At 64.2% G+C, this 20526-nt stretch carries 16 protein-coding genes; 3 read left to right on the top strand and 13 right to left on the bottom strand.

Annotation, left to right across the window (positions count from 1 at the left end):
• Window positions 1-19: 19 nt before the first annotated feature.
• From ABGT73_RS01735 to ABGT73_RS01700, 8 genes are all read right to left on the bottom strand, one after another.
• Entirely contained in the window at window positions 20-814 is a 795-nt protein-coding gene (locus ABGT73_RS01735; RefSeq protein ID WP_346668131.1) for a TatD family hydrolase, read from the bottom strand.
• Between the two features lie 3 nt (window positions 815-817).
• The gene (locus tag ABGT73_RS01730) at window positions 818-1762 is read right to left on the bottom strand and encodes a DMT family transporter (protein ID WP_346668130.1); all 945 of its coding nucleotides are present in this window, start codon (window positions 1760-1762) and stop codon (window positions 818-820) included.
• A gap of 20 nt (window positions 1763-1782) precedes the next feature.
• Window positions 1783-3789 (bottom strand): methionine--tRNA ligase, encoded by a 2007-nt coding sequence (gene metG / locus ABGT73_RS01725; protein WP_346668129.1) that lies wholly within the window; start codon window positions 3787-3789, stop codon window positions 1783-1785.
• A gap of 31 nt (window positions 3790-3820) precedes the next feature.
• Window positions 3821-4543 (bottom strand): amino acid racemase, encoded by a 723-nt coding sequence (locus ABGT73_RS01720; RefSeq protein WP_346668128.1) that lies wholly within the window; start codon window positions 4541-4543, stop codon window positions 3821-3823.
• Between the two features lie 115 nt (window positions 4544-4658).
• A complete protein-coding gene (rny, locus tag ABGT73_RS01715) occupies window positions 4659-6212 on the bottom strand; it encodes a ribonuclease Y (RefSeq protein WP_346668127.1) in 1554 nt (517 codons plus the stop codon).
• 325 nt (window positions 6213-6537) lie between these two features.
• On the bottom strand, window positions 6538-8349 hold the full coding sequence (locus ABGT73_RS01710) for an ABC transporter ATP-binding protein (protein WP_346668126.1): 1812 nt from the start codon (window positions 8347-8349) through the stop codon (window positions 6538-6540).
• Window position 8350: 1 nt separating this feature from the next.
• On the bottom strand, window positions 8351-10570 hold the full coding sequence (locus tag ABGT73_RS01705) for an ABC transporter ATP-binding protein (protein WP_346668125.1): 2220 nt from the start codon (window positions 10568-10570) through the stop codon (window positions 8351-8353).
• Window positions 10554-11072 carry a MarR family transcriptional regulator gene (locus ABGT73_RS01700; RefSeq protein WP_346668124.1) on the bottom strand — a complete coding sequence of 173 codons (519 nt, stop codon included), beginning with the start codon at window positions 11070-11072 and terminating at the stop codon, window positions 10554-10556. Before ABGT73_RS01700 ends, ABGT73_RS01705 begins: the two co-directional genes overlap by 17 nt.
• Before the next feature lie 449 nt (window positions 11073-11521).
• Here ABGT73_RS01700 and ABGT73_RS01695 point away from each other — a divergent pair, with 449 nt between their 5' ends.
• From ABGT73_RS01695 to ABGT73_RS01685, 3 genes are read left to right on the top strand one after another with little or no spacing between them, the layout of a single operon-like run.
• Entirely contained in the window at window positions 11522-11953 is a 432-nt protein-coding gene (locus ABGT73_RS01695) for an Lrp/AsnC family transcriptional regulator (protein WP_346668123.1), read from the top strand.
• 15 nt (window positions 11954-11968) lie between these two features.
• On the top strand, window positions 11969-12367 hold the full coding sequence (locus ABGT73_RS01690) for a hypothetical protein (RefSeq protein WP_346668122.1): 399 nt from the start codon (window positions 11969-11971) through the stop codon (window positions 12365-12367).
• A 19-nt stretch (window positions 12368-12386) separates the two neighbouring features.
• Entirely contained in the window at window positions 12387-13376 is a 990-nt protein-coding gene (locus tag ABGT73_RS01685; protein WP_346668121.1) for a glycosyltransferase family 2 protein, read from the top strand.
• A gap of 49 nt (window positions 13377-13425) precedes the next feature.
• Here ABGT73_RS01685 and ABGT73_RS01680 read toward each other — a convergent pair whose 3' ends face one another.
• The 5 genes from ABGT73_RS01680 to ABGT73_RS01660 are packed head-to-tail and all read right to left on the bottom strand — an operon-like array spanning window position 13426 to window position 20506.
• On the bottom strand, window positions 13426-14091 hold the full coding sequence (locus ABGT73_RS01680) for a hypothetical protein (RefSeq protein ID WP_346668120.1): 666 nt from the start codon (window positions 14089-14091) through the stop codon (window positions 13426-13428).
• A complete protein-coding gene (locus ABGT73_RS01675) occupies window positions 14088-16178 on the bottom strand; it encodes a hypothetical protein (RefSeq protein ID WP_346668119.1) in 2091 nt (696 codons plus the stop codon). Before ABGT73_RS01675 ends, ABGT73_RS01680 begins: the two co-directional genes overlap by 4 nt.
• A 21-nt stretch (window positions 16179-16199) precedes the next feature.
• Complete coding sequence (locus ABGT73_RS01670; protein ID WP_346668118.1) at window positions 16200-16868, bottom strand: hypothetical protein; 669 nt, start codon at window positions 16866-16868, stop codon at window positions 16200-16202.
• Complete coding sequence (locus ABGT73_RS01665; RefSeq protein WP_346668117.1) at window positions 16868-18862, bottom strand: hypothetical protein; 1995 nt, start codon at window positions 18860-18862, stop codon at window positions 16868-16870. Before ABGT73_RS01665 ends, ABGT73_RS01670 begins: the two co-directional genes overlap by 1 nt.
• Window positions 18863-18898: 36 nt before the next feature.
• Window positions 18899-20506 (bottom strand): DUF2142 domain-containing protein, encoded by a 1608-nt coding sequence (locus tag ABGT73_RS01660; protein ID WP_346668116.1) that lies wholly within the window; start codon window positions 20504-20506, stop codon window positions 18899-18901.
• Between the last annotated feature and the right edge of the window lie 20 nt (window positions 20507-20526).

Raw genomic sequence — 20526 nt, 5'->3', positions numbered from 1 at the left:
ATCGTATATTATTTATAATTTATACAATGTCAAAACATCGGCGGGCGTTTTCCGCCGTGCGGTCCAGCACCGCCTGGGCGTCCATCTGCCAGATGGTGCCGATGTAGGCCGCCACATGGGCGATGTTGCGGCTGTCGTTGCGGCGGCCGCGCACCGGCTCGGGGGCCATGTAGGGGCAGTCGGTTTCCAGCACCGCCCACCGGGGGTCGATGGCCGCCAGCACTTTGGCTGCTCGCTTGGCTCCTTTGTAGGTGACGGCGCCGCCAAAGCCCAGGTACATCCCTTGCCCGGTGAGCCAGGCCGCGTCCTCGGCGCTGCCGCTGTAGCAGTGCAGCACGCCGCGGGGTTTGTACTTGCGCAGCAGCTCGTACATCTCGGCATGGGCCTCCCGGTCGTGGACCGACACGGGCAGATCCAGTTCCGCCGCCAGCTGCAGCTGGGCTTCAAACAGTTCGTACTGGTCCTGACGGGGCACCGGCCAGTGATGGTCGAGGCCGATCTCCCCCACCGCCACCACGGCCTTGTCCTCGAAGAGGGGCCGCAGGGCTTCCAGTTCCGCCCGCCAGTCGCCGTGGTAGACCGTGACGGTGGGCGCGTCCTCCTCGATGAGGCTTTCCGGGTGGATGCCCACCGCCGCATGGAAGTAGGGCAGCCGGTGGGCCAGCTCCACCGCCTTGGGGGCGTCCCCCGAGTGGGTGGCACATTCCAGCACCCCCACCACACCGCCCGCGGGCAGCGCGGCCAGCAGTTCGGCGCGGTCGGCGTCAAACTGGTGGGAGCAGTAATGGGCATGGGTATCGAAAATATTCTGCATGGTTCACTCCGTTCGGGGGCGCGGGGCGCGGTTCACAAGGAAGATGCCGCCGCACACCAGCACCAGCGCCACCAGATAGTTCCACTGGAACAGGGGCTCCCCGTTGAGCAGCGCCGACAGCAGCACGTTCATCACCGGGATGATCAGCCCGAAGACGCTGATGCGGGAGACGGGGTTGTTCTTCATGAGCAGGGCCCACAGCACATACCCGGCCCCCGAGATGAAGGCCAGGAAGAGCAGCACCGGGATGCCGGCGGCGCTCTGGGGCCGCAGGTTCCCGCCCAGTGCAAAGCCCAGCACCGTCAGGGCCAGGCCGCCCACCCCCAGGTTGAGGCAGCAGACCGAGAAGCTGTCGGCCCGCCGGGTGACGGCCTTGTTCCAGGGGCCCGCCACCGTGAAGATGCAGGAGGCGATGAGCATGTACACCATGCCCAGCCCGCTGCCGCCGCCGTGGTTGCCCAGCGTGACCACCAGCACGCCGCTGAAGCCCAGCACACAGCCCAGAGCTTTGGCGGGGGTCATGCGGTCGGCCTTGCCGTAGAGAAAATGGGCCAGGATCACGCCCAGAAAGCTCTGGGTGCTGTTGAGGATGCCGCCCATGGCGCCGGTGAGCAGCGCCACCGCCGAGTAGTAGAAGAAATACTGGGCGGCGGTCTGCCACAGGCCCAGGCCGCAGCATTCCGCCAGCACCCTACCCCGGGGCATGGGCAGCGGACGGCGGGTCAGTGCCGCGCCGCACACCCAGACCAGCAGGGCGCTGAGCATGAAGCGGACGCCGGCAAAACAGAGGATGGACGGGGTGTCGGCGGCGTCGATGGCGAAGAGGCGGTAGCCCATCTTGATGAAGGGAAAGGCCGCGCCCCACAGCACATTGCAGAGGATGGCCATGGCCACCGCCGCGGCCGGCTGCCCGAAAAAGCGATCCAGCCGGGAAGGTTTGGTTTGCAAGGTTTGTCCCCCTTGCCCGATCAGTGGATGCGGGCGCCCGCGGGGACGTTGTCGGGATAGAAGGCGATGGCGCAGCCGCCGTCGGTATCGGTGTCGGCGGCGACGATCATGCCCTCGCTGACATACTTGCCCTTCATCATGGGACGGGGCGCCAGGTTGGCCACAATGCCCACCTTCTTGCCGATCAGGTCCTCCGGCGCGAACCACTTGGCGATACCGGAGAGGATGCAGCGCTCCCGCTCGCCGTCAAAGACGGTGAGGTGCAGCAGCTTCTTGCTCTCCTTCATGCGCTCGCAGGCGCGGATCTCGGCCACCCGCATCTCCACCTTGCAGAAGGTATCGAAGTCGATCTCCTCCTCGTGGTCGCCGATGAGTTCAGCGCTGGCAGCCGGGGCTTCCTCCTTCTTCTCGGGTTCTGCCGCGGCCTGGGCGGCAGCCTTCTGGGCAGCCTCCAGGGCTTCCAGCTCGGCCAGTTCCTTGGCGGTGTCGATGCGAGGGAAGATGTTCTCGCCCTTGTGCAGGGTGGCGGTGACGGGCAGCGTGCCGAAGGCGGCGGCGCTGTCCCAGGTCTTGCCCTCGTCAGCCACATTCAGCTGGGCGAAGATCTTCACGCAGGTGTCGGGCATGAACGGCTGCAGCAGCACCGTGCAGATGCGCAACGTCTCGGCCAGGTTGTAGAGCACACGGGCCAGACGGGGCTTGGTCTCCTCGTTCTTGGCCAGCACCCAGGGGGCGGTGGCATCGATATACTTGTTGGCCGCGTCGATGACATCGAAGACATCGGCCAGGGCGTTCTGGAAGGCGTAGGCCTCCATGTCGGCCTCATAGCGGGCGCGCAGGCCCTTGGCCTTTTCCAGCAGGGCGTCGTCCTCGGGGCCGGCGGCCTGGTTCTCCGGCAGGGAGCCGCCGAAGTACTTGTCCGCCATGGCCGTGGTGCGGGACAGCAGGTTGCCCAGGTCGTTGGCCAGGTCCATGTTGATGCGGTTGATCAGCAGCTCGTTGGAGAAGTTGCCGTCCGAGCCGAAGGGGAAGTCCCGCAGCAGGAAGTACCGCAGGGCGTCGGCGCTGTAGCGCTCGGCCAGCAGGTAGGGGTCCACCACGTTGCCCTTGGACTTGGACATCTTGCCGCCGTCCAGCAGCAGCCAGCCGTGGCCGTAGACGTGCTTGGGCAGGGGCATATCCATGCTCATGAGCATGGCGGGCCAGATGATGGAGTGGAAACGGACAATCTCCTTGCCGATAAAGTGCACATCGGCGGGCCAGAAGGTCTCGTAATCGCTGTCGGGATACTTGTCGTTCATGAAGCCCAGCGCCGTGGTGTAGTTGAACAGCGCGTCGATCCAGACGTAGACCACATGCTTGGGGTCAAAGTCCACCGGCACGCCCCACTTGAAGCTGGTGCGGGAGACGCACAGGTCGTCCAGGCCCGGGTCGATGAAGTTGTGCACCATCTCGTTGACGCGGGAACGGGGCAGCAGGAAGTCGGTGTTCACCAGCAGGTCCCGCACCCGGTCGGCGTACTTGGACAGACGGAAGAAGTAGGCTTCCTCCTCGGCGTCCACCACCGGACGGCCGCAGTCGGGACAGCAGCCGTTCACCAGCTGGCTCTCGGTCCAGAAGCTCTCGCAGGGGGTGCAGTACTTGCCCTTGTAGGTGCCCTTGTAGATGTCGCCCTTGTCGTACATCTTCTTGAAGATCTTCTGGATGGCCGCCACATGGTAGTCGTCGGTGGTGCGGATGAACCGGTCATAGCTGATGTTCATCAGCTTCCACAGATCCTTGACGCCCTTGGGGCCTTCCACGATGTTGTCCACGAACTGCTTGGGGGTGACGCCGGCCTCCTTGGCCTTGAGTTCGATCTTCTGGCCGTGCTCATCGGTACCGGTCAGGAACATGACGTTGTACCCCTGCAGCCGCTTGTAGCGGGCCATGGCGTCGGTGGCGACGGTGCAGTAGGTGTGGCCGATGTGCAGCTTGTCGCTGGGATAATAAATCGGCGTGGTGATGTAGAATTTTTTCTGTTCCATGTACGATTCCTTCCTCATTCCTTAATCTGTATCAGAATCCGACGGGCGTCACGCCGCAGGCCAGCAAAGCATGGCGGCAGAGGACCTCGGTACTGTCGACGAAAAAGCCGTCCAGATGTTCGTCCCGCTTGACGAGGCTCAGCTCGGTGCAGCCCAGCACCGCCATGTCGCAGCCCTGGGATTTCAGGTCCGCCACGGCGGCGGCAAACTTGACCATATCGGCCCGGCGGCCCTGCTTGATGTCGTCGTAGATCACCGAGGTGATGCCCTTCTGGTGCTCCGGCGAGGGCCGGGCCCACCCGATGCCCGCCCGCTGGCAGGCCAGCTGGTAGGTCTCGGCGGCGAGGGTTCCGTCGGTGGCCAGGATGCCCAGCTTGGTGCAGCCCGCTGCCCTGGCGTCCTCCACCGTGAGCCGGGGCATGTTCAGCACCGGCACCGGCAGGGCTTCGGCCAGACGGTCGTAGAAATAGTGGGCGGTGTTGCAGGGGATGGCCAGCACGGTGGCTCCGTAGTTCACCAGACTGAAGCCGTCCTGTTCCATGACCGCGAAGGGGTCCTCCTTGCTTTTGCCCAGGATGAACGCCGTGCGGTCCGGTGTGGACGCACGGGACGAGATGACGATGTCAATGTGGTCCTGGTCGCAGGTGGCGGGGGTATGGTCGATGAGCATCTGATAGAGATAACAGCTGGCCGCCGGTCCCAGGCCCCCCAGGATGCCCAGCACGGGCTTGCCTGAAGTTGGCGTTTGCGGCATGGCACACCCCTCCTTTATACACTAAGATACTGTATATTATAAGCCGCCGGGCGGGAATATGCAAGTGCGAAAACAAAAGGCAGCCCGCCGTAGCGGACTGCCTGCAAAGGTTTGCTTATTTCGCGTACTCGGTGGCGCGGCTCTCGCGGATGACGCTGACCTTGATCTGGCCGGGATAATCCAGCTCGCTCTCGATCTTCTTGGCCACGTTGCGGGCCAGCAGGACCACCTGGTCGTCGCTGACCTTGTCCGGCTGGACCAGGATACGCACCTCGCGGCCAGCCTGGACCGCGTAGGAGCTCTCCACACCCTCGAAGCCGTTGCAGAGGGCTTCCAGCGTCTCCAGACGCTTGATGTAACTCTCCATGTTCTCGCGGCGGGCGCCGGGGCGGGCCGCCGAGATGGCATCGGCCGCCATGATGATGAAGGCCAGGGTGGTCTTGGGCTCCACGTCGCCGTGGTGGGCCTCCACCGCATGGACGATCTGGGGATTCTCGCGGTACTTCTTGCAGATATCCACGCCGATCTGGACATGGCTGCCCTCGATCTCGTGGTCCAGCGCCTTGCCGATATCATGCAGCAAACCGGCGCGGCGGGCCATCTGGACGTTGACGCCCAGTTCGCCGGCCATCAGACCGGCCAGCCAGGCCACTTCGATGGAGTGGTTCAGCACGTTCTGGCCGAAGCTGGTGCGGTACTTGAGCCGGCCGATCAGCTTGACCAGGTCGGGATGCAGGCTGTGGATGCCCAGATCCATGACCGCCTTCTCGCCTTCCCGCTTCATCTGGATCTCCAGCTCGCGGCGGCACTTGTCCACCGTCTCCTCGATGCGGGCCGGATGGATACGGCCGTCGGTGATCAGCCGCTCCAGGGCCATGCGGGCCACCTCACGGCGGGTCTGGTCGAAGCTGGACAGCGTGATGGCTTCCGGCGTGTCGTCGATGATCAGGTCGCAGCCGGTGGCCGTCTCCAGCGCACGGATATTGCGGCCCTCACGGCCGATGATGCGGCCCTTCATCTCGTCGCTGGGCAGCGGCACCACGCTGACGGTGGCTTCGCTGGTGGCGTCGGCGGCGCAGCGGGCAATGGCCTGGCCCACCAGATCGCGGGCGATCTGGTCGCACTCGTCCTTCATGTTGGCCTGGTAGGCGCTGATCTTCATGGCCTTCTCGTGGGTCAGCTCGTCGTCCACCTGCTTGAGCAGCACGGCGCGGGCGTCCTCCTTGGTCATGCCGGCGATGGTCTCCAGTTTTTCGGTCTGGCGCAGCTTGAGCTGTTCCAGCTCATCCAGCCGGGCCTCCACCGTCTCGCTGCGGCGCTTGAGTTCCTCCTCCTTGCGCTCCAGGGCGGCGGTGCGCTTGTCCAGCGCCTCCTCCTTCTGGTCCATGCGGCGCTCCTGGCGGGATACTTCCGCACGGCGGTCCTTGATCTCCTTGTCGGCCTCGCTCTTCAGCTTGAAGGCCTCATCCTTGGCTTCGATGATGGTTTCCTTGCGCTTCTGCTCGGCAGCCTTGATGGCATCGTTCACGATGCGCTTGGCTTCCTCCTCGGCGGAGCCGAGTTTGGCCTCCGCGGTGCGCTTGCGGTTTTCCCCGCCCAGGTAAAAACAAAGCGCCCCGACAACGGCTGCGACGACAAGGACCAGCACCACAACAATAACGGGTGACATAGTCGGCTTCACTCCTTCTCAATCATAGGAGGGCGCAGCACGGCGGGACGCTTTCTTTCCTTATGCAGTTTTTTCTATGGCAAAGCGCAGCCCATCCCGGCCAAAGCATGCAAAAACAGACACACTTCGGCCGCGAGCGCGCGAAACAAACGAAAAAAGCCAATACAGGCGTTGCACATTGGTGAAAAAGCGGTGTTCCCGGCGGGCGACACCCTATGGAATTCCCCGCAAAATCGGTGCGGCGGAACTTCCTGATTACCTGTATTTATTCTATCTTTATTTCAGATAAATGTCAAGAAATTGTTACAAAAAGACAGGGTGCTTTTCACGCTGTCACGTCCTCAAACTGGCTGTTGTACAGGTCGGCGTAGAAGCCGCCCGCCTCCATCAGCTCGTCGTGGGTGCCCTGTTCCACAATGTCGCCGTCCCGCATGACGAGGATCAGGTCGGCATTGCGGATGGTGGAAAGCCGGTGGGCGATGATGAAGCTGGTGCGCCCCTGCATCAGGCGGTCCATGGCCGCCTGGATGCGCTGCTCGGTGCGGGTGTCCACGCTGCTGGTGGCCTCGTCCAGCACCAGGATGCGGTTGTCCGCCAGGATGGTCCGGGCGATGGTGAGCAGCTGTTTCTGGCCCTGGCTCACGTTGGAGGCGTCCTCGTTCAGCTCCATCTGGTAGCCGCCGGGCAGCGTGCGGATGAAGTGGTCGGCACCGGCCGCTTTCGCCGCGGCGATGACCTCCTCGTCGGTGGCATCCAGACGGCCGTAGCGGATGTTCTCCATGATGGTGCCCTGGAACAGCCAGGTGTCCTGCAGCACCATACCGAAGCCCTCCCGCAGGGCGGACCGGTCAAAGTCCCGCACATCGTGGCCGTTCAGCGTGATGGAACCGGAATCCACATCGTAGAACCGCATGAGCAGCTTGACCATGGTGGTCTTGCCGGCGCCGGTGGGGCCCACGATGGCCACCTTCTGGCCGGGCTGCACCTTGCAGCTGAAGTCGCGGATGACCGTCTTCTCGGGGGTGTAGCCGAACTTCACATGGTCGAAGGTGACCTGCCCGTCGATGGTGGCGGGGTCGGCGCGGCGGGCCGGGTCGGCGGTCTGGTCCTCCTCCTCTTCGGCCAGGAACTCAAAGACGCGCTCGGCGGCGGCCGCCATGCTCTGGAGCATGTTGGACACCTGGGACAGCTGCTGGATGGGCTGGGTGAAGTTCTTCACGTACTGGATGAAGGCCTGGATATCGCCGATGGTGATGAGCCCTCCCGCCGCAAAGATGCTGCCCACGATGGCCACCGCCACATAGCCCAGGTTGCCCACAAAGTTCATGATGGGCATCATCAGGCCGGAGAGGAACTGGCTCTTCCAGGCGGAGGCGTAGAGCTGGTCGTTGGCGGTGTTGAAATCGTCGAGCACCGCCTGCTCCCGGTTGAACGCCTTGATGACGTTGTGGCCGGCGTAGACCTCCTCCACCTGGCCGTTGACCACGCCCAGGGTGGCCTGCTGGGCCTTGAAGAACCGCTGGCTGAAGTGGACCACCACCATGACCAGCGCCAGCGACACCGGCAGGATCAGCAGGGCGATGAGGGTCATCCGGGCGCTGATGGAGAGCATCATGATGAGCACACCGATCATGGTGGTGACGCTGGTGATCAGCTGGGTGATGCTCTGGTTCAGGCTCTGGCCCAGGGTGTCCACGTCGTTGGTGATGCGGGAGAGCACCTCGCCCACCGTGCGCTTTTCAAAGTAGGCCAGGGGCAGGCGGTTGATCTTTTCGCTGATCTGGCGGCGGAAATCGTAGCAGACTTTCTGGGAAAGGCCGCTCATGAGCCAGCTCTGCACAAAGCTGAAGGCCGAGGAGAGCAGGTACATGCCCAAAAGAATGAGCAGAATGCGGCCGATGAAGACAAAGTCGATGGAGCCGGTGCCCCGCAGTTTGGCCACCCAGCCGGTGGCCAGGGCGGTGGTGGCCTGGGCCAGAACCTTGGGGCCGGCGATGTTGAAGATGGTGGAGAGCACCGCAAACACAACCACCACGCCCAGGGAAATCTTGTAACGTCCCAGGGCTTTCAGCAGCTGGCGCAGCGTGCCCTGGAAGTCCCTGGCGCGTTCGGTGGTCATCCGTCCGGGTCTTGGCATATCAATCATCCTCCTTCGGTAAGCCCAGTTCCTTCTGGCTCAGCTGGCTGCGGGCGATCTCCCGGTATTCGGGGCAGCTTTCCAGCAGCTGGGCGTGGGTGCCCTTGCCCACCACTTTGCCCTCGTCCAGCACGAGGATCTGGTTGGCGTGGAGCACCGTGGAGATGCGCTGCGCCACAATGAGCACGGTGGCGTTGTCGGTGCGGGCTTTCAGGGCGCGGCGCAGGGCCACGTCGGTTTTGTAGTCCAGCGCCGAGAAACTGTCGTCAAAAAGATAGATCCGGGGATGCTTGGCGATGGCCCGGGCGATGGAAAGCCGCTGCTTCTGCCCGCCCGACACATTGCTGCCGCCCTGGGCGATGGGGCTCCGGAAGCCCTCGGGTTTGGCTTCGATAAAGTCGGTGGCCTGGGCGATGGCCGCAGCCTCCTGCACGTCCCCGTCGGTGATGGCGGGGCCGCCGAATTTCAGGTTGGATTCGATGGTGCCGCTGAACAGCACCCCCTTCTGGGGCACATAGCCCAGCAGGTCATGGAGGGTCTGCTGGGGCAGGTCCCGCACGTCCACCCCGTCGATGGTCACCCGACCGCCCGTCACATCGTAGAAGCGGGGGATCAGGTTGAGCAGGGTGGATTTGCCGCAGCCGGTGGAACCGATGATGGCGGTGGTCTCGCCGGGCTTGGCCGTGAAGCTGATGTGTTCCAGCGCGTCATCGTCGGCGCCGGGATAGCGGAAACTCACATCCTCAAACTGCACCACGCCGTCCCAGTGGGTGCGGGCCTTGGCCTTTTCGGCCACCTCCGGCGTCGGGTCATGGATGGTGGCGGGGGTGCGCAGCACCTCGTAGATGCGGTCGGCCGCCACACCGGCCCGGGGCAGCAGCACCGCCACCATGGCCAGCATGAGGAAGGACATGACGATCTGCATGGTGTAGGTGATGAAGGCGATCATCTCGCCCACCTGCATGGTGCCCAGGTCCATGGCCTTGCCGCCGAACCAGACGATGAGCAGGCTGGTGCCGTTCATGATGAGGGTCATGAAGGGCATCAGACCGGCCATGGTGCGGTTGGTGAAGAGCTGGGTCTGCATGAGGTCGCGGTTGGCCTTGTCGAACCGCTGCTCCTCAAAGGCTTCCCGGCTGAAGGCGCGCACCGGCATGATGCCGGTGAGAATCTCCCGGCTGACCAGGTTAAGCCGGTCCACCAGCGTCTGCATGAGCTTGAACTTGGGCATGGCGATGCGCATGAGCACCCCGATGAGGAGCAGCAGCGCCACCACCGCCAGGAAGGTGATCCAGGTAAGACCCGTCTCGCTGCGGGCCACATGGACGATGCCGCCGATGCCCAGAATGGGGGCGTAGGCCACCATGCGCAAAAGGATCACGCAGACGAACTGCACCTGCTGGATATCGTTGGTGGTGCGGGTGATGAGGGAAGCGGTGGAGAACTGCTCGATCTCGGCGTGGGAGAACCCGATGACGGTGGAAAACACATCCCGCCGCAGGTCCCGGCCGATGGCCGCCGACACCCGGGAGGCCACAAAGCCCACCGCCACGGCCACCACCACCATGAGCAGCGTAAGCCCCAGCATCTGCAGGCCCACCCGCCACAGGTAGGCCATCTGCACGTCGTGGGCGATGCCCTGGGCCTCGTATTCCAGGCTCACCAGCAGCATGGCCTGGCTGGAAAGGCTCTCGGCCACCGTGTCATCCACGGCGGCCATCGCCCCCGCCAGCTGCTGCTGGACGGCATCCCGGCTGAAGTCCGGCGCCTGGGCCATCATGGCAAACTGGGTGGCCACGGCGTCCAGGTCGGTCCAGGCGGGGGTGGCGGTGTCTCCGGTCCCCTGGGCCGTGGCCGCATGCTGGGCGGCCGCCATATACAGCACAATGTCCGGCGTGGTGAAGGCCTGCTCCAGCTCCGGCATGGCTGCCGAGGCATCGCGGGCCAGGGTGCGCACGCCGTTTTCGTCGGGCTCGGAGTACCACTGCTCCGCCAGCGCCGCGTCCTGCTCGTTCATGAGCAGTTCCAGCGCCTGGAGGGTGGTATCCCGCACGGTATCGGGCACCGGGCTTTCGATGCCGCCCTGCTGGATGCCCACATCCACGATCTTGCTGGTGTAGTCGGGCAGCGACAGGTCGCAGTAGGCCTGCACCGCCAGCAGCGCGATCACCAGCAGACAGGCCTTCCAGTGACGGCCCAGTTGCTTAAAAATCTTCCCCATGGTCGGGTCCTCCCTTTTGGATTTCGGCATGTTTCAGGGTGGCGGCTGCCTCCGCCTCCAGCGCGTCGATGAGCACATCCCGCATCTCCCGCATCCGGGCCAGCTGCTCCGGCTCCAGCCGCGCCATCACCCGGGCAAAATAGCCGTTGAGGGCGTCCTCGCACCCCTGCAGCGCCTCCATGCCCGCCGGCGTGATCCGCACCAGCGTCTTGCGCCGGTCCTTGGAATCGGTTTCCCGCTCCACCATGCCGTCCTGCTCCAGAAGCCGCAGCCCCCGGGACACCGCCGGCAGCGGTTTATGGGTGATGCGGGCCAGGTCGCTCACGTAGATCGAGCCCTCCTGCCCGTGGGTGTGTATGGCGTAGTAGAGCCGCTCCAGCATGGCAAACCGGCACTTGGGCGCATCGGCCAGGGCCGCTTTGATGCCCCGGGCCGAGGTCTCCCGCAGGCGGCCCACAAAATGGATCAGACCTTCCCACTCACTGCTGGGATTCTGTGCCATTCGGTTCTCCCCCTTTCATTTACTTAACATATGATAACTATTAACAAGATGCAATAATAGACCCTCCTGCCGTTTTCTGCAAGAGGGTCTTTGCAATGTTTTCGAAAAATTCATATTTGGGCGGTGCCCCGGGGCGAAATTTATACAACACAAAAGCCCGCAGTTACCTGCGGGCTTCTGTGCATAGAGGGGTGGGAAAGTATATAAAGGTCAGAGAATGTCGTGATTGATAACAGTTATTATTATAGCTTTTATTCTTAATTTGTCAAACGCCGCACTTGTATTTTCTTTTTCAAAATATTATAATGTTTGCATAAATGCTTAATTTAATTTAGTTTGGTGTTCAAAAAGCAGACTTTTGTACCTTTGTTCAAACCGCACAACGGCACTTTACTTCATTTTATTTTTTTGTGCGCATTATACAAATATGAAAACGAGGTTTTCGATTCATGGATGATCTGGACCATAAAATTCTGCAGCTTCTGGCTGAAAATGCACGTATGCCCGTCAAAGACATCGCCCAGCGGGTCAGTCTGACCAGTCCGGCGGTATCCAGCCGCATCCACCGCCTGGAACAGGAGGGCATCATCGGCGGCTACACGGTGATCGTGCGCCATCCCGGCGCCCCCGCCCGGGTGGAGGCTCTGATCTCGGTGCTGGTGGACGCCGCCACCCGGGCCAGCTTTCTGGCCATGATCGAGCAGGAACCCCAGGTGCTGCAGTGCTTCCGGGTGACGGGCAGCTACAATTTTATTGTAAAGGTGAGCTGCACCGACATCGACGCGCTGGAACATCTGCTGACCAAGATGCAGAAACTGGGTTCCACCAACACCCAGATCATTCTCAACACCCAGCTCGACCGCAAACTGGCGCTGGACTGAACGGAGGTTTTTCCCATGCGTTACTGCAAAAACTGCGGTCTGCTGGCTCCCTTTGACGCCGACCGCTGTCCCCAGTGCGGCACCCCGCTGCCGCCAGAACCCCAGGCCGCCCCGGCGCCCCGGACCGAAGCCCGCTACACCGAAGAGGTCCATACCCGGCCGGAGGAGCCGGTGCCGGCTCTCTCCGAGTGGGCCACCCTGGGCACACTGCTGCTCTTTGCCATCCCGGTGGTGGGGTTCATCCTCTCGCTGGTGTGGAGTTTCGGCTTCGGTACAAAGCCCGCCCGCAAGCGGCTGGCCCAGGCCTGGCTGATCCGCACCCTCATCGTGGCCGTGGTGGTGGCGCTGCTCTGCCTGGTGCTGGCGCTGACCTCGGTGGCACGGTTGACCGTCACCCCCTACTACGCCTACTGACCCCCAACAAGGAGATACCATGAAAGCATCGGTCATCATCCCCAACCTGAACGGCGCGGGCTGGCTGCGGGATTCCATTGAATCGGTCTGGGCCCAGACCGAACAGGACTTTGAGCTCATCGTCATCGACAACGGTTCCACCGACGAGAGCCTGGAAATCGCCCGCAGCTACCGCGGCCGAGACCGCTACACCCTCATCGAGAACGCCACCAACACCGGGTTTTCCCACGCGGTGAACCAGGGCATTGCCATCGCCAAAGGCGAGTATGTGGTGCTGTTCAACAACGACGCCTTCGCCGAGCCGGACTGGCTGGCGGAACTGCTGAAAACCGCCGACGCTGACCCCAGAATCTTTGCGGTCAGCAGTCTGATGCTGCGGTACTACGAGCCGGAACTGGCGGACGACGCCGGCGACTATGTGACGATCCTGGGTTTTGCCTGCAAGCGGGGGGACGGCCTGAAGGCCAGCCGCTACACAAAGCCCTGCCGGGTGTTCAGCGCCTGCGGCGGGGCGGCTCTCTACCGCAAGTCCATTCTGGACGAGATCGGCGTCTTTGACGAGCTGTTCTTCGCCTACTACGAGGACGTGGACCTGTCCTGGCGGGCCAACAACTTCGGCTACAAGAACGTCTACTGCCCCACCGCCCGCTGCCGCCACATCTGCGGTGCCACCACCGGCGCCGTGCGGTACAATCCCTTCAAGAGCATCCAGAGCGGCCGCAACAGCATTTTGCTGCCCTACAAAAACCAGCCGCTGGTCATGCTGATCCTCAACTTTATCCCCATGCTGCTGGGGTATCTTTTGAAAGTGGTGATGTTCCGGCTGCGGGGGTTCGGCGGCGACTACGCCAAGGGCTTTGCGGAAGCCAAGGTGGCCCTGCCCAGGGTGAACAAACCGAAATTCCACTGGCGCAACCTGCCCAACTACATCTGGGTGGAATGCAGCCTCATCGTGGGGCTGTTCCAATACGCTGTGTACCGTGTGCAGCGGGCTTTGAAAATCACCTGAAACCCGGACAGAAAAAATCCACCCCAATCCGGGGTGGATTTTTTTACGTTTATACGGTTTTGCGGCGCAGCGCCCGCCAGACCGCCCGCAGCCAGCTGAAAGCCGCTGCGGCCAGCGCCGGGTAGAGCACCAGGCAGAAGGCCTGGTACCAGTTGGGCACAAAGTACTGCCAGACGGCGGGCAGCGTTTCGGGGGCGTTGAGGGTGATGGTGCCCGGAGTGAAGGTCAGCCCCACCTTCTTGTTGGCGTCGGGACTGCAGGGGTCCAGCCGCAGCGCCACGATGGTGGTGCGGGGCAGCGTGTAGAGATACCGCCCATCCCCCAGGGATTCCGGGAAGACCCGGCGGTCCTGGCTGTAGTCCTGCCCCACCTGGGTGGTGTAGTAGAGGCACATCTCCCGGGCGTCGCCGTCAAATTCCACGGCGTAGCTCACGGTGCGCACCACCATGCCCGACACATCCTCCAGGATCATCTGGGGGTCGCCGTCGGTGGTGGTGAGGGCGGCGCTCTCCGCCGTGCTGCCGGCATCGGTGAGCCCGGCCAGCTGCCAGTCGGTGACGGGGATCTCCGCCTCGTACATGGTGCCGGCGCTGCGGGCCAGGGCGTCACTGCCCCAGTGCACCGCCCCCAGCACCAGCCAGAGGGCCACCGCTGCCAGATAACAGGTCAGCGGCAGGGCGCCCCGGCGGGAAAACCAGCGTTGCAGTGTTTTCACGAGGCGGTCACCTCCATTTCCATGGGGGCAAAGCCGTCCTCGGTCACCCGGTAGAGCAGCGTCTGCCCCGAGAGCGCTCCTTCCAGACCGTCGGTGAAGAGGTCCTGGTAGCTTTGCACAAAAATGTCGTCGATTTTTTGTAGATACAGCACGGTGCAGCCGTTGCCCCGCACGATGGAGTCCAGCTCTTCGGCGGTGAAGCCGTGGTAGTAGGTCTGTTTGGGGCCCTCCTCGGTGGGCTGCAATTCCGGCAGGCCCAGCTCGCCGCCGCCGCCCACCATGGTGGACACCACGCCGGAATAATCCACCAGGTAGGGGTAAAAGTCAAACACCGCCGAGAACCACCGCTCGCCGTTGTCCCCCTGGCTGACGAAGAAGACCCTGTCGTCGGGGGTCAGATAGCTGCAGACCAGCTCCGCCTCGGCCCGGATGGTGCGCCGGTCGGAGAATTCGCTGTCCGCGAAGCCCAGCACGCTGAGCTGGGGCAGCACCAGCTGCCCCTGGCGCAGCAGCATGGCCGCCGCCAGCACCAGCACCGCCCCCTGCCCCGCCAGCCCCCAGCGGGGGGTGCAAAGTTTTGCGCGGAAGACCGCCGTGGGGCCGTCCTTTTCACGGATGGTTTGCAGGGATTTTTCCAGCTGGGGCAGCAGCGCCGTGGCAAGGCAGGCCACCGCGATGAGGAACCAGCCGATGTAATAGCTGTAGATGTAGCGGTTGTAGTCCTGGAGGCTTTCCGCCTGGAAGGGCTTGAAGATGAAGCCGTAGCTGAGAGCCAGCATCAGGTTGTAGCCCGCAAAGCAGAGGGTGGACAGCACCGCCAGGGCGGCGATGCGCGCCCGGAGCTTCCAGCCTGCCGCCACCACAAAGGCCACCACAAAGAGCAGCAGGATCAGCACCACCACGTTGCGGCCCTGGCCGATCATGCTGAGTTTTCCGTCACTGGTCCAGAACTGGTGGCCCATATCGGCCATGGCCTTAAGGAACTGGGGCTGCCGCTGGGCAAAGAAGCCCTCCACCGGCTGGCCCAGCAGGATTTTCACGCCGTTGACCACCACGTCGGAGAGGGCGGCCGAAGTCTCGCCCACGCCGCCGGAATCGCTGTTGCGGGCCACCAGCCAGCCCACGTACCGCACGTTCCAGAGGTAGTAGACCGCCATGGGGGCGGCGAAGCAGGCCGCCGCCAGTCCGGTGCGGCGGACAATGCCCTGCCGGAAGGGGCCGTCGCAGAAGAACCAGAGGTCCACCACAATGAGCCCCGCCGCGGCCAGGCTCAATACAAAGTCGTTGGCCTTGAGGTTGGCCGCCAATGCCAGCACCGGCAGCACCGCCCACCGGGGACCGTCGGTCTGGCGCAGGGCCAGCCAGGCAGCCACCGCCCCGCCAAAGACCAGACCCGCCGGCACGTCGCCGTAGGTGGTCAGGTAGGTGTCGGCCAGGTAGATGGTGTGGTTATAGATGGTAAAGAAGAAGGGGGTGCACCACAGCACCGCCGCCAGCGGCACCGCCACCCGCCATTTGCCCCAGGGCAGGGCGCTGATCACCGCGCCGAAGCAGGCAAAATAGAGGGCGTCGTAGGCCAGGTAGTTTTTCCAGTCGGCGTAGTGGCCGAAGAACTGGAAGAAGTAGCTGAGCAGCGGCAGGCCGGGGTTCTGAGTCACCGCCCAGGGGGTGCCCAGGGTGGCGGTGGAATAAAGGCTGTTGTCCACCTTGGTGACCTTGACGGCCATGCTCCAGAGGCTCAACTCATCGTAGCCGGTGGCCAAAGGCTGGCGGACAAAGAAATAGACGGCGAAGGCCAGCGCCATGGCCCAGAAGAGCACACTGCCGGGGGTGAAAAGGGCCTTCCAGTCCGGTTTGGCGCCCTTGCGGGGCCACAGCGCCCAGACGCCCCCCGCCACACAGAGGGCATACACCGCCCAGGCCGCCGGCAAGAGCAACCCGGCCATACCGGCCAGCGTGAACAACGCCACGATGGCGGAAAGGGCGGTCAGCGGGGCCAGTCCCGCCGGCACCCGGGCTTTGAGCGTCAGCGCGGCGCAGGCCAGGAAGAGGGCCAGCATCACCGCCAGTACGCAGAGCAATTCCATGGGATTCTCCTTCGTGTTTTGTCAGTCCTCGGGCTCGTCCTTCCCAAAAAGGGAGAGCACCAGCGCCGCGGCGGCCACTGCCACCGCCGGCACAAAGAGCAGTACCAGCCACTGCCCGCCATCCGGCAGGAAGCGGGTGTACCAGGGAGCGGGCGGATTCAGCTCAATGCCGCCGAAGAGGGTGGGCACACCGCCCACGCTGTCGGGGTCGATGCGCAGCCCCGTCACCCACCGGCCGCCCAGGTCAAAGGTGTACTCCCCCGCCTCGGTGACGGTGGCGTAGACTTTCTGGGTCTCGGAGTAGTCGGTCTGGCCGGGCAGCAGGTAGTAGAGCGCCACCCCACCCGGGGGCAGCCGGTGCCCGGCGTAGAGTTTCACCGTCTCGATATACCCCTGGCCCTGCCAGTAGATATGGGGGTCGCTGTCGGTGGAAAGATACCAGTCGGGATCATCGTCGGGGGGCGTCCACCACTGGTTGGAACTGTAGGGAGCGAAGCTCTCAGTGGTCAGGTCCGCCGGGAGCACCGTCTGCTGGGGCATCTCGCCCCGGAGTTTGTAGTTGAGCATCACCGCGCTGCCCACAAAGCCCCGCGCCAGCCACAGCACCACCGCCAGCAGGTAGGCCAGCACCAGCAGCTGCCGGGCCCCGAAGAGGGGGCGGTTGTTCCACAAAGGTTTGCGCTGTGCCATCACTGCACCTCGCTTTCCGCCACCGCAGCCACCGTGAAGGGCACCGCGGCGTCCTCACCCTCAAAATGGTAGAGGGTGGCCGGCATGTCGGCGGTCAGGCCGCCCTCAAACAGCGGGCTGAAATTCCGTTCCAGATAGTCGTCCGCCCGGTCGATGAGCAGATAGTCGCAGTCCTTCTCCGCCAGGTAGGCCACCAGGGTCTCCGGCACACAGACCGCCTTGTAGTCATAAAGCGTCCAGTTTTCGCTCTCCACCAGGTTCATGAAGTCGCTGTCCCACCGGTCCTGGGTCTCCCCCAGCCGTCCATAGAACCCGCCGAAGCCGTTGACCACCTGGGCCGTCAGCTCGTACCGGTAGTAGTACCACCGGGTGGCGTCGTCCCCCTGGCTTAACACCAGCACCCGGTCGCTCCAGTCCAGCGCGGTGTTCATCGTCTCCGCCCGGCGCTGCACGTCCCGGCGCAGCGTGTAGAGACTGTCGGCGCCGGTCCAGAACCCTGCCGACGGCACACCCCGCCAGCAGAAGACCGCCACCACCACCGCCACCGCGGCCCCCAGCACGGCACGCCCCACCTTGCGGCGGGCCGTCCGGCCCAGGCAGCAGAGCATGGTGAGCATCCAGGCCTGGTAGTAGGGGGTGAGATACCGGTCGTAGTCCTTGAGGGCCAGGCCTTCCACGTCGGAGAAATTGTAGTAGTAGAGGATCAGGTGAAAGGCGTAGAGTGCCGCAAAGCAGAAGGCAAAGGCCAGATGCAGCACAAGTATGCCCCGCCGGGCCTTTCCCTTGTCGGCAAAGAGCCAGGCGGCCGCCGCCACCATGGTGATGGCCAGCACCGCCAGGGCGCCGCCTCCCAGCAGGCAGACCCGCCGGGTGAAGAAGGCATCCCCCATGGCCGCCATGATCCGGGCGAATTTTTCGTCCCGGCCGATGCCCAGCAGCTGCTTGATGCCGCCGGTGAGCACCGCGCCGTAGCTCAATCCCGCGCTGCCCACGCTGGCCGCCGTGTCCACCGTGGGGGTGACGGCAGCCGTGTAGCGGCTCCAGCTGAAAAAGGCCGCCACCACCACCAGGGCCAGCCCGCCCCCGTGGAGCAGGGCCGGCACCAGCCGTTTACGGAAGGGTCCCTCCGCCCGGACCAGACGGTCCAAACCGATGAGGAAGGCCGCGATGAGGCCGTAGGCAAAGCAGATATCCTTGGTCAGGGTCAGCAGGGCCAGCGGCAGGGCGGTCAGCCAGAAGACGCCCCGGCGGCCCTCGGTGCCCAGATACAGGCAGAGGGTGCCGCCGAAGAGCATGGCCATGGGCAGGTCGGCCATGGCGTTGACGTACTGGGTGGCGTAGGCCCCCGGCACGGGGTCCCGGAAGAAGTAGGGCAGCAGAACGCCGGCGGCAAAGACCAGCACGGCGCTGTACCATCGCTGCCGGGGCAGCGCCGTGGCGACGGCCACACAGGCCAGGGCCAGGGTGTCCAGCGCCGCCAGGCAGGCCCACTCGCTCCAGACACCGAAGGGCTGGAACAAAAAGGTGATGAGGCTGGTGGCCGGGTAGGTGAAGCTGGCTTTCAGGTTGACGGGGTCCGCCACATAGAAAGCCCCCCGCTCCACCACCATCTTGGGGGCCAGGCCCCAGGCGGTGAATTCATCCCACTGGGTGAACATGGGCTGCAGCACAAAAAACAGCACCCACAGAAAGACGGCGCCCCCTAGAAAAAGGGCGATGCCGGGGTTTGTTACCGTCTCCCGGCAGGCCTTGGCGAACCCTGCCGGGCGCAGTTTTACAAGGCCCACCACCCAGAGGGCGGCCAGCAGCAGGACCACCAGCGCCGCACCGATGCGCAGCGCCCCGGCAATACCGAAGCCGTAGAGCAGCAGCGCCGAACCGGCCAGCAAAGGCAGCGGCAGCAAAGCCCCATGGACCCTGCCCCCCGAGGCGAGCACCGCGCAGGCGCCGGTCAAAAGAAGCAGCACAAACAGGCCCCAGACAAGCTGCAGCATCGGGCGTCGCCTCCTTTATACGATTTGTTGAATTTGTTATTTCAGATACACTGTGTACACAGGCCCCACGAAGTAGTGCTGGAAGAGCAGCACCGCGCCCAGCAGCGCGTAGCCGCCGCAGAGGGGCAGGGCCAGGCGCTGGGCTTTTTCGGCGGTGAGGCGGGGTGCCAGGGCCCGGCGGGCCAGGGCGGCCGCGGCCAGCGCCAGCAGCAGCCAGAGGGGCAGGAAGTACCGCGTCTGCAACCCCACAATGCGCACCATGCCCACCGGCGTGTAGGTGATGTACATGGCGGTCATGGCGCCGATGCCGTAGAGGGCTGCAAAGATGCCCAGCCCGCCCAGACGGCGGCGGCCGAGACATTCGGTGCGGGGCGTGCAGAGCAGCGCCGCCGCCAGCAGCACCAGCGGACCGGTCAGGCTCAGGAAAGCGACGGGCATATCCTTCCAGCCGAACAGCCCCAGCTGGCCCAGGAAACCATCGTTTTCATAGAGTGTACCCAGCAATACGGCCAGATAACGCAGGGGGTTGGACAAAACAAAGGCCAGCTGTGCCCCGCCGTTGACGGCTTCGCCGCCCTGCCGGGCGATGGTGCCGTAGTTGTGGCGCATGAGCACGCCGTAGTTTTCCACCACCAGCGTGAGGGCCAGCGACCCCGCCGCGCAGATGCCCGCCCAGGCAATCCGTTTGCCCTTGGCTTTCCATTCAGTGCGGGTCAGCAGCAGGGGCAGCACCACCCACAGCAGGTTCAGGTAGGGCTTGGTGCCGTTGGCAAAGATGCAGGCCGCCGCGTAAAGCACCGCCGTGCGGGTGGTCCACCGGGTGCGGGTGAGCAGGGCCAGCATCAGATAGTAGCAGGCCAGCAGCGTGGCGTCGTAGCTCAAAGAGGATCCCATATAGAGGGAGATGGGCAGCAGCATGACGCAGAGGAAGGCCGGGCGTGCCTTTTGGGCGGTGCGCAGTCCCAGGCCGCAGAGCAGCGTGTAGGCGACAAGATTGCCCAGCCGGCCGGCATAAAGGCAGCCCAGGGCGCCGAGGCCGAAGAGCCGCGCCACCGCCATGCCCAGCGCACCGGGCAAAAAGGGCAGGATCAGGAAGCTCACCGGCTCGGTGACCGGGTCGGCCTCCCCTTCCCCCGAGAGATATTGGGCAAAGCTGTCGGCGATGCTCTGCACCGCGCCGTCCTTGCCGTACTGTTTGAGGGCGTAGCCCGCCGTGTTGTAGGGCTGTTCCTCCTGGGTGTCGGGATTCACGCCCACCCCCGCCGAGGTGTGGGCGTTGACCCAGGCGCCGGGGAAGGCCGCCATCAGGCGGGAGACATCCTCAGGGTAGCCGCGATGGGCGTCAAAGTCGAAACGCCCCATGGAAATGGCATAGGTGCGCAGATAATGTTCCGTTTCGTCGGGGGTCTGCAGGGGCGGGTTGGCAAAGGCAAAGAGGATGCCGCAGAGCAGGATGCAGACCGTCCCCCGCACCGCGAAGTCCTTGAGGTGCCGCAGCACCAGCGCCGCGGTCCCCGCCAGCACCCCCAGCCCCACACAGAAGGCGGTGGGCCAGAGCGGCGGAATGCCCCGGGCGTCCAGCCCGAAAAAGACCCGCCAGTAGTAGCTGAACACCACGCCCAGCAGGGCGCATACAGCCAACACGAAAGCCCACCGCGCGGCGC

Source organism: uncultured Subdoligranulum sp. (genome assembly GCF_963931595.1).
GTDB lineage: Bacteria > Bacillota > Clostridia > Oscillospirales > Ruminococcaceae > Gemmiger.
Note: the sequence above shows the minus strand (reverse complement) of the source record. Positions and strands in the feature narration are given on the sequence as shown.